Source organism: Collinsella sp. AF19-1LB, from assembly GCF_003459655.1.
GTDB lineage: Bacteria > Actinomycetota > Coriobacteriia > Coriobacteriales > Coriobacteriaceae > Collinsella.
Map to the genome: position 1 here is coordinate 1 of NZ_QRWO01000013.1, position 14601 is coordinate 14601.

The 14601-nt window shown below is 60.5% G+C and carries 12 protein-coding genes, 1 other RNA gene and 1 pseudogene; 4 read left to right on the forward strand and 10 right to left on the reverse strand.

The genetic code is table 11. The annotated features are described in order from the left end of the window. Positions 1–171 precede the first annotated feature (171 nt). Complete coding sequence (locus DWX39_RS05005; RefSeq protein ID WP_117758703.1) at positions 172–651, reverse strand: molybdenum cofactor biosynthesis protein B; 480 nt, start codon at positions 649–651, stop codon at positions 172–174. A gap of 10 nt (positions 652–661) precedes the next feature. After that, complete coding sequence (gene glp, locus DWX39_RS05010; protein ID WP_117758739.1) at positions 662–1924, reverse strand: gephyrin-like molybdotransferase Glp; 1263 nt, start codon at positions 1922–1924, stop codon at positions 662–664. 211 nt (positions 1925–2135) lie between these two features. Between glp and DWX39_RS05015 the strand changes: the two genes are divergently transcribed. Next, complete coding sequence (locus tag DWX39_RS05015; RefSeq protein ID WP_199411446.1) at positions 2136–3557, forward strand: chloride channel protein; 1422 nt, start codon at positions 2136–2138, stop codon at positions 3555–3557. Positions 3558–3644: 87 nt separating this feature from the next. Next, positions 3645–4607, forward strand: a complete 963-nt coding sequence (locus DWX39_RS05020; RefSeq protein WP_117758704.1) for a diacylglycerol kinase family protein — start codon at positions 3645–3647, stop codon at positions 4605–4607. Between the two features lie 87 nt (positions 4608–4694). Here the strand turns inward: DWX39_RS05020 and DWX39_RS05025 are convergent. The 4 genes and pseudogenes from DWX39_RS05025 to DWX39_RS05040 form a co-directional block, all read right to left on the reverse strand. Next, positions 4695–5006: pseudogene (locus tag DWX39_RS05025) on the reverse strand (peptide chain release factor-like protein); the annotation flags it as partial. Positions 5007–5158: 152 nt separating this feature from the next. Further along, entirely contained in the window at positions 5159–5737 is a 579-nt protein-coding gene (locus DWX39_RS05030) for a xanthine phosphoribosyltransferase (RefSeq protein WP_117758705.1), read from the reverse strand. A 159-nt stretch (positions 5738–5896) separates the two neighbouring features. After that, entirely contained in the window at positions 5897–7201 is a 1305-nt protein-coding gene (locus tag DWX39_RS05035; RefSeq protein WP_117758706.1) for an MFS transporter, read from the reverse strand. A gap of 141 nt (positions 7202–7342) precedes the next feature. Beyond that, the gene (locus DWX39_RS05040; RefSeq protein WP_117758707.1) at positions 7343–8626 is read right to left on the reverse strand and encodes an O-acetylhomoserine aminocarboxypropyltransferase/cysteine synthase family protein; all 1284 of its coding nucleotides are present in this window, start codon (positions 8624–8626) and stop codon (positions 7343–7345) included. Positions 8627–8856: 230 nt separating this feature from the next. Between DWX39_RS05040 and DWX39_RS05045 the strand changes: the two genes are divergently transcribed. Beyond that, positions 8857–9303, forward strand: a complete 447-nt coding sequence (locus tag DWX39_RS05045; protein ID WP_117758742.1) for a C-GCAxxG-C-C family protein — start codon at positions 8857–8859, stop codon at positions 9301–9303. A 67-nt stretch (positions 9304–9370) separates the two neighbouring features. Here DWX39_RS05045 and DWX39_RS05050 read toward each other — a convergent pair whose 3' ends face one another. The 3 genes from DWX39_RS05050 to rpsA all read right to left on the reverse strand — a co-directional run bounded on the left by DWX39_RS05050 (position 9371) and on the right by rpsA (position 12108). After that, complete coding sequence (locus tag DWX39_RS05050) at positions 9371–10009, reverse strand: YigZ family protein (RefSeq protein ID WP_199411449.1); 639 nt, start codon at positions 10007–10009, stop codon at positions 9371–9373. A 213-nt stretch (positions 10010–10222) separates the two neighbouring features. Continuing rightward, positions 10223–10584, reverse strand: an RNA gene (gene rnpB / locus DWX39_RS05055) — RNase P RNA component class A. 357 nt (positions 10585–10941) lie between these two features. Beyond that, on the reverse strand, positions 10942–12108 hold the full coding sequence (gene rpsA / locus DWX39_RS05060) for a 30S ribosomal protein S1 (protein ID WP_022095232.1): 1167 nt from the start codon (positions 12106–12108) through the stop codon (positions 10942–10944). Positions 12109–12423: 315 nt separating this feature from the next. On the opposite strand from rpsA, the gene DWX39_RS05065 reads away from it, so the two are divergent. Then, positions 12424–13182, forward strand: coding sequence for an HAD family hydrolase (locus tag DWX39_RS05065; RefSeq protein ID WP_117758709.1), 759 nt, complete (start codon positions 12424–12426; stop codon positions 13180–13182). Here DWX39_RS05065 and DWX39_RS05070 read toward each other — a convergent pair. After that, positions 13179–14498, reverse strand: coding sequence for a serine dehydratase subunit alpha family protein (locus DWX39_RS05070; protein ID WP_117758710.1), 1320 nt, complete (start codon positions 14496–14498; stop codon positions 13179–13181). The two genes, DWX39_RS05065 and DWX39_RS05070, sit on opposite strands and share 4 nt — an antisense overlap. Positions 14499–14601: the final 103 nt, after the last annotated feature.

The window sequence follows — 14601 nt, forward strand, 5'->3', positions numbered from 1 at the left end:
TGCTCAATGTGTTCGGCTGAGATCGGAAATCAACCTCGGTGCGAATAATGATTATGAGAAATTATTCTCGTCTGAGAATATAGTTTCAAGCATGCCTACAGAATGCCGTCCCCTTGGGCGCAAATAAAAGGCGGAGCAGCCGTTCAGGTCGCTCCGCCGCAGGTAAACCGCTTAGTTGGTATGTCCGCCGCCCGCTGTCATCTGAGCCGCATGCTCCAGCTGGTCCGCTATGGCCTCCCAGCTTTCGCGAGCGGCCTTCGTAGAACCGGGAAAGTTTACGACAAGTGTATGACCTCGTTGCATGCAAATAGCGCGCGAGAGCATAGCGCGGTGCGTCTTGGTCATGGAGTAGGCACGGATCGCCTCTGCAATACCCGGCACATCGCGCTCGCAAACGGCACGCGTCGCCTCGGGCGTCACATCGCGCATCGAAAGCCCCGTGCCGCCGCAGGTGAGCACGACATTGGCGTGGCACTCATCGGCGGCTTCCACAATGGCATCACCGATCTCGCTGACGTCGTCGCGCACAACCACATGTGAGGCGACCGTCCAGCCCTGCGCCTCGATAAGTTCCTCGAGTGCGGCTCCGGCCTCATCCTGGGCAAGATCGCGCGTGTCCGAACACGTCACGATCGATATCTTCAGCTCCATAGTATTCCTCCTACAACACGGCGCCCTCAGGCAGGTCGACGCGAACAATGTCCACGACATCGCCCACCTTGAGGTCGCACGGTCCTTCGTCAACACGCAACAGGCAGTTAGCCCGCTGCATCGTGCCGAGCAGCGCCGAATTCTGCGTCTTGGCCTCGGTCACCAACAGCTCACCGGTCTCGGGGTCGCGCAAAACCGTGGCGCGATCGAAGAAGCGGCGATGCTGTCGCTTTTTCACGCCGTGCGTGAGCGTCGCCTGCTGCACGGGACGCGTACCCTCGGCAAAGCCGCGCATCTTGCGGATCGCGGGGCGGGCGAGCATCTCAAAGCCCACATACGCCGCCGCGGGATTGCCCGAAAGCCCCAAATACGGCTTGCCCCCAAGCAGGCCAAACGTGATGGCTTTGCCGGGACGCATCGAGATGCGGTCGAAGAGCACCTCGCCCTCGCGCCGGACGAGCGCCGTCACATAGTCGTAATCGCCCGCCGAGGCACCGCCGCTCGTAATGACAAAATCGCACTCCTGCACGGCGCGATGCACGAGCTCGGCGATTGCCTGCTCATCATCGGGAGCGATGCCAAAGAACACCGGCTCGGCGCCGGCATCGAGTGCCTCGGCCATCAACGCCGACGAGTTGGAGTCGCGAATCTGCCCGCGCGCCGGCAGCTCACCCGGCGCGACCAGCTCCGTGCCCAGCGAGATAATGCCCACACGCGGCGCGGCATGCACCTTCACGCTCGCATACCCGGCGCTCGCCAGCAGGCCAGCGCCGGCCGGGGCCACAACCTCGCCGGCGTGCATCACAACATCGCCGACATGGGCCTCCTCGGCGGCAGAGCGAACGTTCTCCCCTACCTTGGCAGGCGCCGAGAAGCTCACGTGCGAGCCCTCGTTGCCGTCGCCGTCAAGCACCTCGACGATCTCGTATTTCACCACGGCATCGGCACCTTCGGGTACCGGCGCGCCCGTCATGATGCGGACCGTCTCGCCCACGCCGACCACGCCCTCAAAGACATGGCCCGCGGCCTCGTGTCCGACAACGTCGAGCGTCACCGGCGCCTCGCCAGATGCCTGCGCCAAGTCCGCCGAGCGCACGGCATATCCGTCCATAGCGCTGTTGGCAAACGGCGAAATGTCGATATCGGCCACCGCGTCCTCTGCCAAGGGAAGACCGGCGGCCTGCCACACGGGAATCTCGACAACTTCGGTGCGATTCACGTGCGACAAGACGATCGCCTGCGCGTCCTCCAACGGAATGAGTTTCTCAACCATATACACCTCTAGCATGCTGCGGCGCGCAACAAAAGCGCCGATTCTTTATGTTTCTCTCAGTATAATCCCTCGACGCGCGACCGCGACTTGGCCTGTACCCGCAAATACATCTGTCGGCCGCAAGCCGCGAAACAAAACCAAAACCAACCCACCGGCTCGTCGCGTTTACCGCGTTTTATAATGCTCGTGTTGCAACCCAAAAGAGGAACGTATGACTTTTACCGACAAACCCGAAAGCGCAAACGAGGCGCAGGATCATTCCCAGCCGCTCGACGACGGCGGCCTTTTCTCCCTTAACGACGTCATCATGGCAGGCAGGCAACAGCTCACCCGCTCCGAGCATCTCTTGGCTGCCGACACGCGCCGCAACGCCCGCAACCTACTCGCGAGCGCCAAGCTGCTCGTGCTCGTAGTTATCGTCTCGCTCGCCATGGGCGTTGCCGCTTGGGCGTTTTTGGCCTCGCTGAATATCGCGACCGACTATCGCGAGCACCATGAGTGGATTTACGCGCTGCTCCCCGTTGTGGGCGTTGCCACCGCATGGGTGTACAAAAACCACGGCCTCGCCGCCAAGCGTGGCAACAACCTGGTCATCGACTCCGCTCTGGGCACACGCCTCATCCATATGCGCATGGCCGTCCTCACCTTCGTCTGTTCCACGCTCACGCACCTAACGGGCGGATCGGCCGGTCGCGAGGGAGCCGCGGTGCAGATTGGCGGCACCATCGCCAGCAACATCTCGAACCTCGCCCACCTCAAAAAGCATGACCACCACGACCTCATGCTCGCCGGCATCTCGTCGGCCTTTGGCGCCGTATTCGGTTCGCCCCTTGCCGGAGCTTTCTTTGGCATGGAGATGTGCTTTATCGGCAAGATCGACTACACCGCGGGCATCTACTGCCTGGTCGCCTCGTTTACCGGCTACTTTACATCACTCGCCCTGGGTACCGAGTACGAAGCGAATGTCATTGCCAACGTTCCCAACATGACGCCCAAAACGGTCGTTATCGTTGTTATCAGCGCAATTATCTTCGGCCTGACGGCACGCCTCTTTGCCTGGTCGGTTCGAACAGTCAAGAACCTGTACGGTCGCTTTATCACCAATTACCTCATTCGCGCACTTATAGGCGCACTCGTGGTTTTGGCCGCCTATGCCCTCCTCGACGCCTGGGACTACGCCGGCCTTTCCACGTGGCTTTCCGGCGCCGGATTTGCAGGCAACACCACCCTGGCGGACGCAGTCATCAAGTTGGTCGTCACAGCGCTTACCCTGGGCGCGGGCTTCCAAGGCGGCGAGGTCACGCCCCTGTTTGGCATCGGTGCGGCACTCGGTGGCTGGATCGGTTGCCTTACTGGGCTCGACCCCAGTTTTCTGGCGGCTCTCGGCATGCTCGGCGTGTTCTGCGCCGGCCTCAACGTGCCCATCACCACCTGCATGATGGCCATCGACCTGTTCCACGGCACAGCCGCCGGGTTCTTTGTCATCGTGGCCTTTATCAGCTACCTAACCGGCGGACACCGCGGCGTGTACCCCGCCCAGCGCATCATCTCACCCAAGCGCCGTTCGCTTATTGTGGATGAGGGCGGTACGGTAGCGGATGCTATCGAGCGCCACAACGACCTGATAGAGTAGACGTTAGTATTCGCCGTGCAGCCACAATCGGGGGCAATTCGACCTGAGCGCGACCGCACCGTCACGTCATACGCCAGGAGTCGCCCCATGCACGCAACTGATTTTGGTCGCACGCTCATCATCGCCAACCCCACCGCCCAGTCGGGTGCGGCGCGCGAAGTCGCTGAGCGCCTGCAGCGCTTTTTGGACATGACTGCACGCGCATCCCAGTTTGACCTGGTGCTGACCGAGCGCATGGGACACGCCAAGGAGCTGGCCGCCCAGGCTCAGGGCTATCGCACCGTTATCGCGCTTGGCGGTGACGGCGTAATCCACGAGGTCGTCAACGGGCTTATGACGCAAAAGGAGGACGCACGCCCCGCTCTTGCCGTCCTGCCCGTGGGCTCCGGCAACGATTTTGCCCAGACGCTCGGCATCGACGATTTCTCCGGCAAAGATTTTGGCGCGCTGCTCACCTGCGAGCTGCAGCGTCAGGACATCGGGCGCATTCGCTCGTGGAGCCCTGCGAGCGGCAGCGGCGAGGCTGCCGTTGAGTACTACGATCAGACGCTTTCGGTCGGCATCGATGCCGCCATTGGCCTGGGCACCACCGAGCTGCGCAAAAAGACCGGCTTGACGGGCGCTCCGCTCTACACCCTCTCGGGACTTGAGCAGTTTGGTCTGCGCTACCGCAACTACCCCATGACCATCAGCTTTGATGGCGCGCCCGCCGAGCGCGTGCGCGCGATTATCATGGCCATCCAGCTGGGACCCACCTATGGTTCGGGCTATCGCATCTGTCCCGACGCCGACCCCTGCGACGGCATGCTCGACGTCTGCTACGCCTGCGGCCCCGTCCCTCGCGCGGTAGCCCTGCCTATGTTCCTTTCGGCCAAGGACGGCCACCATACCAAGTTGCCGCCGGTTCGCATGCGTCGTTGCCGTCACGCCGCGCTCACCTTTGAGGAGCCCGACTACCCCATTCAGGCCGACGGCGAGCCCATCGTCGCCTCGCGCATCGAGGTCGACGTCCTCGGCGGAGCCCTCCACGTCTGGCGCCCCACCCACTAGCCATCCCTAAGTTGCGGTGAAATAGGGACTGTTTATGCAGCCGCACCCCCAAAACAGTCCCTATTTCACCGCAACGTATTGAGGGGATCATTCCTCCCCGCCCGGCTTGCGACGGTTGGCCTTTTTAATCGCGTTGAAGTGCTTGTCGTTAAGCCTGCGCTGGCGCGATCGCTGAGGCACCTTGGTCTTGACGCGTCGGCGCGGTGGACGCCCGCGACGCTCAAGCTCTGCCCTCAGCTTACGCAGACAGCAGCTGCGATTCTGAAACTGACTGCGGCTCTCACGCGCCGTCACGACAATCCCCGTGGGCCCATGCTTCATGCGTACCGCCGAGTCCGTCGTGTTCACGCCCTGTCCGCCCGGACCCGTCGCGCGAAACACCTGTACCGCGCAATCGCGTGCCAACTCCTCGACCGACATCTCGGCATAGCGCGCATACTCGCGCCATCCCATCTTGTTCTCATCCATATCAAAACCTCCCCTCATACAAAAAATGTGACAAAGGGACAGTCCCTTTGTCACATCGCATACCAATCGCTTGTGCTGCGCGCCTAGGCGAACGTGATCTCGCCGTTCTCGCAGTCCATTTCGGCGATACGGGCCAGGCTCTCAACGCGGAAGCCGCGCTCGCGGAGCTTATCGCCACCGCCCTGGAAGCCCTTCTCCACGGCAATGCCTATGCCGGCAACCTCGGCGCCCGCAGCCTCACAGATCTTGATGAGACCCTCAAGCGCGCAGCCGTTGGCCAAAAAGTCGTCGATAATCAGGACCTTGTCGCCCTCGGACAAGAAGCGCTTGCCCACGATAACCGGGTACTCCTTCTGCTTGGTAAAGGAGTAGATGGTCGTGGCATACTGCTCGCCGTCGAGGTTGATGGACTGTGCCTTCTTGGCAAAGACCACCGGCACGCCGCCAAAATGCTGAGCTGCGATGCAAGCCATGCCAATGCCCGAAGCCTCGATCGTCAGGATCTTGTTGATCTCGACACCCTCGAACAGACGGGCCCACTCGGCACCCATGTGGTCGAACAGCTCAACGTCGCACTGGTGGTTGAGGAAGGCATCAACCTTAAGGACATTACCGGCCTTTACGATGCCGTCATGGCGAATACGATCCTCAAGCTCCTGCATGGCGCAACCCCTTCTCGCGGCAACGATACCGCGCGATTAATAAACGTTGTTCGATAGTCTACCACGGACCGACCCCCGCCCGCCCCACAAGCCACATCGCACCATAAAGCTGCAAGACCAGTAGATAGGTCCGATTCGTGGCAAGCCTGCCACTACACGCTAATGACGGGCGCGCATCCTCACCAAACGTACCAATGTGAGCGCAAAGCCCACGGTAGCAACGGCCATCAGCACGTAGAATACCAAACGGAAGCCAAAGAGGAACACGTCCGGACGACCCGCCACATAGCTCGTGACCGTCTTGCCCATCGCCGCGCTCGTCTGTCCATACAGGATGCGCGACGCCGCCGTAATACCCAGCGCTATGCCCGCATAGCGCGCCAAGCTGCTCAAGCTGCCCGCAAAGCCAAGCGCCTCACGCGGAGCCGAACCCATATACAGCGAATTATTGGGACTCTGGAAGATCGACGTGCCGCACGACATAAACGCGACGCAGCACACAATCATCAAGACGGAAGAGTGCTCGTCAAGCGTGCTCACCGCAAAGAGACCGCACACGTACACGCCCAGGCCAACGGCCGTGGGCGCTTCACAACCAACACTGTCGGACACCGAGCCCGAAAGCGGGCCCACAAAGGCATTCACGACCGGCATCGCCAAAAACAACAGGCCGGAGATATCGGAGCTAAAGCCGTGGGCATCCTGAAAGTAGAACGGCAGCACAAACTCGGAGGCACCGATACCCACGAACACGATAAGCATGCAAGCCAGGTTAATCGTGAAAGCCGAGCTCGCAAAGCAGCGACGCGCCGCCTCTGTCAACGGCATAGGGCGTTCGCCAGCCTCCGGCTTCACATGCGGCAGCGTATAGAGTCCCACGATAAACGAGATTACGCCAATGGGCAGATTGATAAGGAAGATGCTCTCCCAGGGAAAGCTCGCCACCAGCACGCCGCCGAGCACGGGGCCGCACATCATGCCAAGAGCCACAAAGGTCGCCAGAATGCCCATGGCACGGCCGCGCTCACGCGCCGGAAACGACTCGGTGATGATGCCCATATTGTTGGCCATCGCGGCGGCACAGCCAATGCCCTGCACGAAACGCGCCAAGATAAGCACCTCGAGCGAAGCCGAAAGCCCGCAAAGCAACGAGCCACCCGTAAAGACGATTACACCAAGCTGGAACACATTCACCTTGCCGCGCACATCACCCAAGCGGCCAAACGGCAGCATGGCGACGCACGTCGCGAGCAGATACACCGAGCTCACGAGCTGAATGCGGTCGAGACCCACCCCCAGCTCCTTTTGCATCACTGGGAGCGCCACCGTCACGATGCTCGCATCCAGACACGCCATAAAGGTCATGACGAGCACGGTGAACAGAATCGCCCATTTATTCTTACCGTGGGTGTCGCCCTCTAGGGCAATGTGTTCGCGGCGCAGCTGCTCGGCAGTTTTCTCCATGTATATCCTTTCTATCGTGCAACGCAAAAACGGGACCCCAATCGCCTACAAACGGACACGATCGGGGTCCCGCCTACGGAATCGGAACTATGAGGACGTCGTCAGCCGAAAAGCCATCCCACGCCTCGCACGCACGCTAGCCTAGCACTGCTCGAGTGCCTGCTCAAGGTCGGCAATCAGATCGGCCGTGTCCTCGAGGCCGCACGACAAGCGCACCATGTCGGCGGAAATGCCACAGGCAATGAGTTCCTCATCGTTCATCTGGCGATGCGTGGCATTAGCGGGATGCAGGCAGCAAGTGCGGGCGTCGGCCACGTGCGTGGCGATCTGGGCGAGCTTGAGGCTCTTCATAAAGGTCTCGGCCGCCGCACGGCCACCGTTAAAGCCAAAGCTCACAACGCCGCAGGTACCGTTGGGCATGTACTTCTGAGCGAGATCATAGTACTTGTCGCCCTCCAGGCCCGGATAGCTCACGAAGCGTACCTTGGGATGACTCTGCAGGAACTTGGCAACGGCCAGGCCGTTCTCACAATGACGCGGCATGCGCACATGCAGGCTCTCGAGCGAGCTGTTCAAGAAAAACGCCGCATGCGGGTTCTGCATGGGACCAAGATCGCGCATAAGCTGAGCGGTTGCCTTGGTAATGAAGGCACCCTCGCGACCGAACTTCTCGGCATAGGTCACGCCGTGGTAGCTCTCATCGGGCGTGGTAAGACCCGGGAACTTGTCCGCATGGGCCATCCAGTCAAACTGGCCATGATCGACGATCACGCCACCCAGGTAGGCCGCATGGCCATCCATGTACTTAGTAGTGGAGTGCGTGACGATGTCGGCGCCCCACTCAAAGGGACGGCACATCACGGGCGTCGGGAAGGTGTTGTCGACCATCAGCGGTACGCCGTGGTCGTGCGCGGCCTTGGCAAAGCGCTCAATATCGAGCACGGCAAGGGCGGGGTTGGCGATCGTCTCGCCAAAGACGAGCTTAGTATTGGGTTCAAAGGCTGCCTCGAGCTCCTCGTCGGTGCAGTCGGGAGCAACAAACGTGCAGGTCAGACCCATGCGCTCCATAGTATGGGCGAGCAGGTTGTAGGTACCGCCGTAGATGGCAGAGCTCGCGACCACGTGATCGCCGGCACCGGCTACGTTAAAGATCGCGAGGAAATTCGCCGCCATGCCCGAGCTCGTGAGCATCGCGGCAGTGCCGCCCTCCATCTCGCAGATCTTGGCGGCAACCAAATCGCACGTAGGGTTCTGCAGACGGCTGTAGAAATAGCCCGACTCCTCTAGGTCAAACAGCTTGCCCATGTGCTCCGACGTGTCGTACTTCCACGTGGTGGACTGGTAGATGGGCACCTGGCGCGGCTCCGCATCTCCCGGGTGATAGCCGCCCTGAACACATGTGGTACCGATGGTCTGCTCGCTCATATCTTGCTCCCTTGCCTGGGTTACGTTTTATTCGGTTCACGATACCGCTACCCCGCACCCCTCTCAACCCATCCACAAGGTAGGTTATGGGACAAATTGATCCGGGGCATTTATCTCAAGCCTTGGACATTTGCTCGATAGATAAAAATGAGGCATCCATGAAGCTCTCGATGATTACACGCACCGTCACGGGTACCATAAGCGGGTACACCGTGACCAAGGAGACAACGATGAAGCAAATCGATACGGCCCAGCTCGACATCACCGCCTGTCAGGCTCAAGCTGCCGAATACCACGCCCGTGGCTTTAACTGCGCGCAGGCCGTCGCCTGCGCGCTCGCACCTGCCGTCGGACTCGACCCTCAGATCGCCTTTACCCTCACCGAGGGCTTTGGCGCCGGCATGGGCGGCATGACCGAAACCTGCGGCGCCATCTCGGGCGCCGTGGCCATCATGGGCTTCGTGATGAGCGACGGCATGGAAAACCCCAAGACCAAGGGCCAGACCTACAAGCTGTCGCGCGAAATCGCCAAGCGTTTTGGCGAGAAGAACACGACGACCGTCTGCGGCACGCTCAAGGGCATCGGATCGGATAAGGGTCCGCTCCGCAGCTGCCCCGGTTGCATCGACGATGCCATCGAGATCGCCTGCGATGTGCTAAAGCAGCTCGCCGAGTAGACGGCATCAACATAAAACGACGGCCGGCGCGCTTGGGATCCATCCAAAAGCACGCCGGCCGTCGCCGTCAGAACTCGGCAAATTCGGGAGCGCCGACCTCGATCTCCTCGCGTCCCGCCATAAGCTCGCGCATCTTGGCGCAAAATGGCTCCTGCTCCCCCGCCTTAAACACCAAGTGAAGTGTAACGGTATCCGCGTAATCGGTATCCGAAACCTTGGCACCCGAATCCTGGGCCAAGCGAAGCACCTGCTCATACTGTGGATAGGCCACATACACGTCAACCGGCACGACGCTTGTCATCTCGACGATCTGCCCGGCCTCCTGAGCCGCGGCCACCGCCGTCTGCGTCGCCGCGGTATAGGCGCGCACCAAGCCACCAGGCCCCAACAGCGTGCCACCAAAATAGCGCGTCACTACGCAGCAAACATTTTTGAGCCCCGCGCCACGCAGCACCTCGAGCGTCGGCATACCGCTCGTGCGGCTCGGCTCACCATCATCGCTCTGGCGCTCGCGTCCATCGACCAAAATCCACGCGGGAACATTATGCCGAGCGTCATAATGACGCTTGCGAACCATCTCGATAAAGGCATTCGCCTCATCCTCGGACTCAATATGGACCAGCTGGGCAATAAACCGGCTCTTGCGGTCAACGAACTCGCCCGTAGCCTCAATATTCGATTGCAAAGTAAAATAGCTGTCCAACAAAGCCCCTCAACAAAATAAAGCGCAGCAACAAACAGCCTCAATAATACGATAACCCTAGTAAAAAGAATGACAACGCCGATGATTCCGTCAACGAAAGCGAGAACCCGTCAGCGCGAGCAAGGTGCCTTGAAAGCCGAGGGCATTGACCTTATGGTCATGCCCGAAGGCTTGAAAGGCAGATTGCCGCGCTGACGGGTTCGCAGCGTCAACAAAGTGCCGAGTGGGCCGATAAGCCGGGTTCTGTCGTGAACGGTCATTTATCTTGTCTGCACGTTACCATGCAGCTCCACGCACGCTACCCGAACGCGGACCGGGCCGGCCCATAGCGTTCCTATTCGCGCTTGCTCCGGATGGGGCTTGCCAAGCCGCCGTGTTGCCACGACGCTGGTGGTCTCTTACACCACCGTTTCAGCTTTTCCCTTTACGCCTTGCGGCGCAGGTGGGAGTCTTCTTTTCTGCGGCGCTTTCCGTCGGATCACTCCGCCCGGCCGTTAGCCGGCATCCCGCCCTCTGGAGCCCGGACTTTCCTCACGCGTGCTGCAAGCAGCACATCGCGCGACCGTCTGGCCCACTCAGCAGTGCAAGAGTGTAGCACACCGTTGCCGCAGGCAATGGCACAACACAAGCGTTCGACACGATAAACCAAGAACCGCGCTATGCAGTACAATAGGGTTGTTGATGGGCAACGTCGTCAGTCGAGACGCGACCGCGCTCCGCACCCCTCCGTCTACTCGGTGCGTTCCCGCCTCCTCCCCGAGGCGGGATGTCGGCATTTTTCATGCACCGACAACCCAATAGTCTGCGAACAGCCAGGGCAGCATCGCGCACGGGCAGCATCGCGTACCTCAGCAACAAATGCAAAAAGGGACCCGTCCATTGCGGACGGATCCCTTAAAACAAGTGATCTTAAAACAAGTGATCGTCAAACCGATTTACTCGGCGTCGGTCTCCTCGTCCTTCTTCTCGGAAGGCAGCGGGGTAACCTCGATCTCGACGCCCAGAGTCTCAGCAGCAGACTTCATGGACAGGGAGATACGACGACGGTCGAGGTCGATCTCCATGACCTTGACCTGAACCTTGTCGCCCACATGGGTGACCTGAGAAGGCTGATCGACGTGCTTGTTGGCCATCTCGGAGATGTGCACCAGGCCCTCGATGCCCTCGCCCAGGTCGACGAAAGCGCCGAACGGGACAAGCTTGGTCACAGTGCCCTCGACGATAGCGCCGACGGGGTACTTCTTGACCAGTGCACGCCACGGATCCTCGGTGGTCTGCTTGAGACCCAGGGAGATGCGCTCGCGGTTGAGATCGACGTCGAGAACCTCGACCTCGACCTCCTGGCCGACCTTGACAACCTCGGAAGGATGGTTGACGTGGTTCCAGGAGAGCTCGGAGATGTGGATGAGGCCGTCGATACCGCCGAGGTCGACGAAGGCGCCGAAGTCGACGATGGAGGAAACGGTGCCCTGGAGACGCATGCCAGACTTGAGCTTGGACAGGATCTCGGAGCGCTCGGCCTTACGGGACTCCTCGAGCACGACGCGACGGGAGAGGACGACGTTGTTGCGGTTGCGGTCCATCTCGATGACGCGGGCCTCGATGCGGGTGCCCATGTAGGAGGTGAGGTCCTTGACACGACGGAGGTCGACGAGGGAAGCGGGCAGGAAGCCACGCAGGCCGATGTCGAGGATCAGGCCGCCCTTGACAACCTCGATAACCTCGCCCTCGACGTTCTCGCCGGAGTTGAACTTCTCCTCGATGCGGTTCCAAGCACGCTCGTACTCGGCACGCTTCTTGGACAGGACCAGACGGCCGTCCTTGTCCTCCTTCTGGAGAACCAGAGCCTCGATGGGATCACCGAGTGCAACGATGTCTGCAGGGTTAGCGTCCTTGCGGATGGACAGCTCGCGGACCGGGATAACGCCCTCGGACTTGAATCCGATGTCAACGAGCACCTCGTCATGCTCGATCTTAACGACAGTGCCGTTAACGAGATCGCCCTCATCAAAGTCGGTAATCGTACCGTCGATGAGGTTGTTCATCTCCTCCTCGTTGACATCGTCAAGAGAGAAAATGGACGAGTTCTGAATCTCACTCAAAGGTGGACCCCTTTCGAACTACGGGGCCCCGATTGCTAGGACCTACAGAAGGGTGCGACAAGCACACAACGTTTAGGAACACTCGGGAGCCGACAGATACTAATGTGACGCTTATGCAATCACGTTCGTATAGGTTACGGGGAAATCATTTCGATTTCAAGCGTGAACTGCGATTTTTTACTCGTGTGGAGACTTTTTCGTAATCTTATGAACACACGTCTCCGCAACTTGACGATAACCAGCCAGGCATTCGGCTTTGGGGTAAAGTATCCGGAGCCAACAACTCTAGATCGATTTTTCGAGAAAGGTGCCCGCGTGCTCAAAGCAGTCGTTTTCGATATGGACGAGACGCTTCTCAGCATCAACCTCAACGCGTTCATCCTTCGCTATTTTAAGGATGTCTCTTCGATGCTCGCGGATATCGGCCGCCGCAGCCGTGGTGGCACGATGGCACGCCTCGGCACCATCCTGGTCGACCTCAACGCCAACCGCCGAAGCGGCACGGACAACCGCACCAATCTTGAGTTTTACCGCACCGAGGTCGAGCGCCGATGCGGCATCTGCCTCTCCGATCCCCTCATCTACGAGGCGTTTACCTACTATGATCGCGAAGTTCTTCCGTACAAGAACGACGATGTCATTAACGCCCACGCCATGCCGGGCGCGCACGCCGCGCTCCAGGCCGTACAGGACGCTGGACTGCGTTGCGCGCTCTTTACCAACCCCAGCTTTCCCCAGGGGGCCATCGAGTGCCGCATGGGCTGGGGCGACCTGGCCGATGTTCCCTTTGAGCTCGTCACGCACATGGGAAACACCACCCGCTGCAAGCCCGATGCCACCTACTATCTAGAGCAGCTTCAGGTGATGGGGCTCGAGCCGCACGAGGTCCTTATGGTGGGCAACGATCCCAAGCGCGACTTCCCGTCCCCCGATTGCGGCATCCAAACCGCCTTTGTGGGCCAAGGCAAGCCCAGCCGAGCCACCTGGCGCGGAACCATGGAAGACTTCGCCCGCGACTTTAACGCCGTAGTAGAAGCCTTCTACGAACACCAAGTAGCCGACGAACTGTCTTAACAGACCTGGGTTTTGCCGATCATGATGTTGAGGATCTCGACGTCGGTATCCTTCATACCCACACGGCCCACGTAGCCCATGCTGGCGATCGTCTGCTCGACGGTATCCTGGATCAGGCCCTCGCCGGCACGGAAGCCACGGCCCTGCATAGCCATATCGTGGCCCAGAATCGCAGCGTCCACGGCTGCCGAAATCTTAGCCGCGCAACTCGCCTTGGCGCCATCGCACACGATGCCGCCCACGTTGCCGAGCGTGTTCGAGACCGTCGCGCCAATCTGCTCACGCGTGCCACCGCACAGCCAGGTAATCGCGGCACCGGCACCGCATGCGGCGCAAATAGCACCGCAAAACGCCGAGAGCGCACCAATATAGCTCTTGATATGCACGGCGATCAGATCGGACAGCATCACGGCGCGAACCAGGCGATCATGGTCGCAGCGCAAATACTCGGCATACTCCATAACAGGCAGCGCGCAGGTAATGCCCTGATTGCCCGAGCCGCACACGATGGCGACCGGCAGCGCGCAGCCGTTCATGCGGGCGTCGGACCCGGCGGCTGCACGGGCACGGGCACGGCAGGCGACGTCATCGGCACGAGCGCCCAACAGCGTACGGCCAACCTCGGCGCCCCAAGCGTGCGCCAGGCCCTCGGCACTGATCGCACCGTTCAGCTCAATCTGACGCTCAACGGCAGCGCAGGCGTCCTCAATGTCACCGTCCTCGATAAAGTCGATGATGGTCTCAATCGACATGGGCGTATCGGCGTTATCTGCCGCCCGCTCGGCCACGACGCGCTCGGCGCAGGCGGCACACTCCCCCGCCGACTTGCCGCACACCGGAATACCGTCGAGGGTATGGCACGTGACATTGGTGTGGTGGTCGGTAATCTCGACGACCGCGGTATGGCCCCCGGCCGTCGCAGTCACCTTGATGTAGAGGTTGGGCACACCCTCGACAAGCGACACATCGCAGTAGCCGGCGTCGGCGAGGAGCTCGGTCACGCGAGCACGGTCTTCATCGTCAACGCTCTCGAGCACCTCGAGAGCACTCTTAGCGTCGCCGCCCACGGCACCCAGCACGGCCGCGGCTTCAATACCGTGCATACCGCCCGAGTTGGGCACGGTCACGCTCTTGACGTTCTTGATGATGTTGCCCGAGCAGGCGACATCCATATGATCGGGTTCGCAACCGAGCGTCTGGCTCGCCAGCGCTGCTGCATAGGCAACGGCAATGGGCTCGGTACAGCCGAGTGCGCAGACAAGCTCGCGGTTCAAAACATCGCAAAACGCGGCATCACGGATGGAATCGGTAGGCATAGGTATCTCCTGCTTGCATAACGGGCTGGGCTCTCAAGAATGGTTAGTTCCTTTATTTGATAACAATGCATCAAAAACCGCAACCATGGTTCCGGCGGACGGC

Coding starts and splice junctions, on each gene's coding strand:
- DWX39_RS05005 (WP_117758703.1), bottom strand. CDS start 651: ATGGAGCTGAAGATATCGATCGTGACGTGTTCGGACACGCGCGATCTT.
- glp (WP_117758739.1), bottom strand. CDS start 1,924: ATGGTTGAGAAACTCATTCCGTTGGAGGACGCGCAGGCGATCGTCTTG.
- DWX39_RS05015 (WP_199411446.1), top strand. CDS start 2,136: ATGACTTTTACCGACAAACCCGAAAGCGCAAACGAGGCGCAGGATCAT.
- DWX39_RS05020 (WP_117758704.1), top strand. CDS start 3,645: ATGCACGCAACTGATTTTGGTCGCACGCTCATCATCGCCAACCCCACC.
- DWX39_RS05030 (WP_117758705.1), bottom strand. CDS start 5,737: ATGCAGGAGCTTGAGGATCGTATTCGCCATGACGGCATCGTAAAGGCC.
- DWX39_RS05035 (WP_117758706.1), bottom strand. CDS start 7,201: ATGGAGAAAACTGCCGAGCAGCTGCGCCGCGAACACATTGCCCTAGAG.
- DWX39_RS05040 (WP_117758707.1), bottom strand. CDS start 8,626: ATGAGCGAGCAGACCATCGGTACCACATGTGTTCAGGGCGGCTATCAC.
- DWX39_RS05045 (WP_117758742.1), top strand. CDS start 8,857: ATGAAGCAAATCGATACGGCCCAGCTCGACATCACCGCCTGTCAGGCT.
- DWX39_RS05070 (WP_117758710.1), bottom strand. CDS start 14,498: ATGCCTACCGATTCCATCCGTGATGCCGCGTTTTGCGATGTTTTGAAC.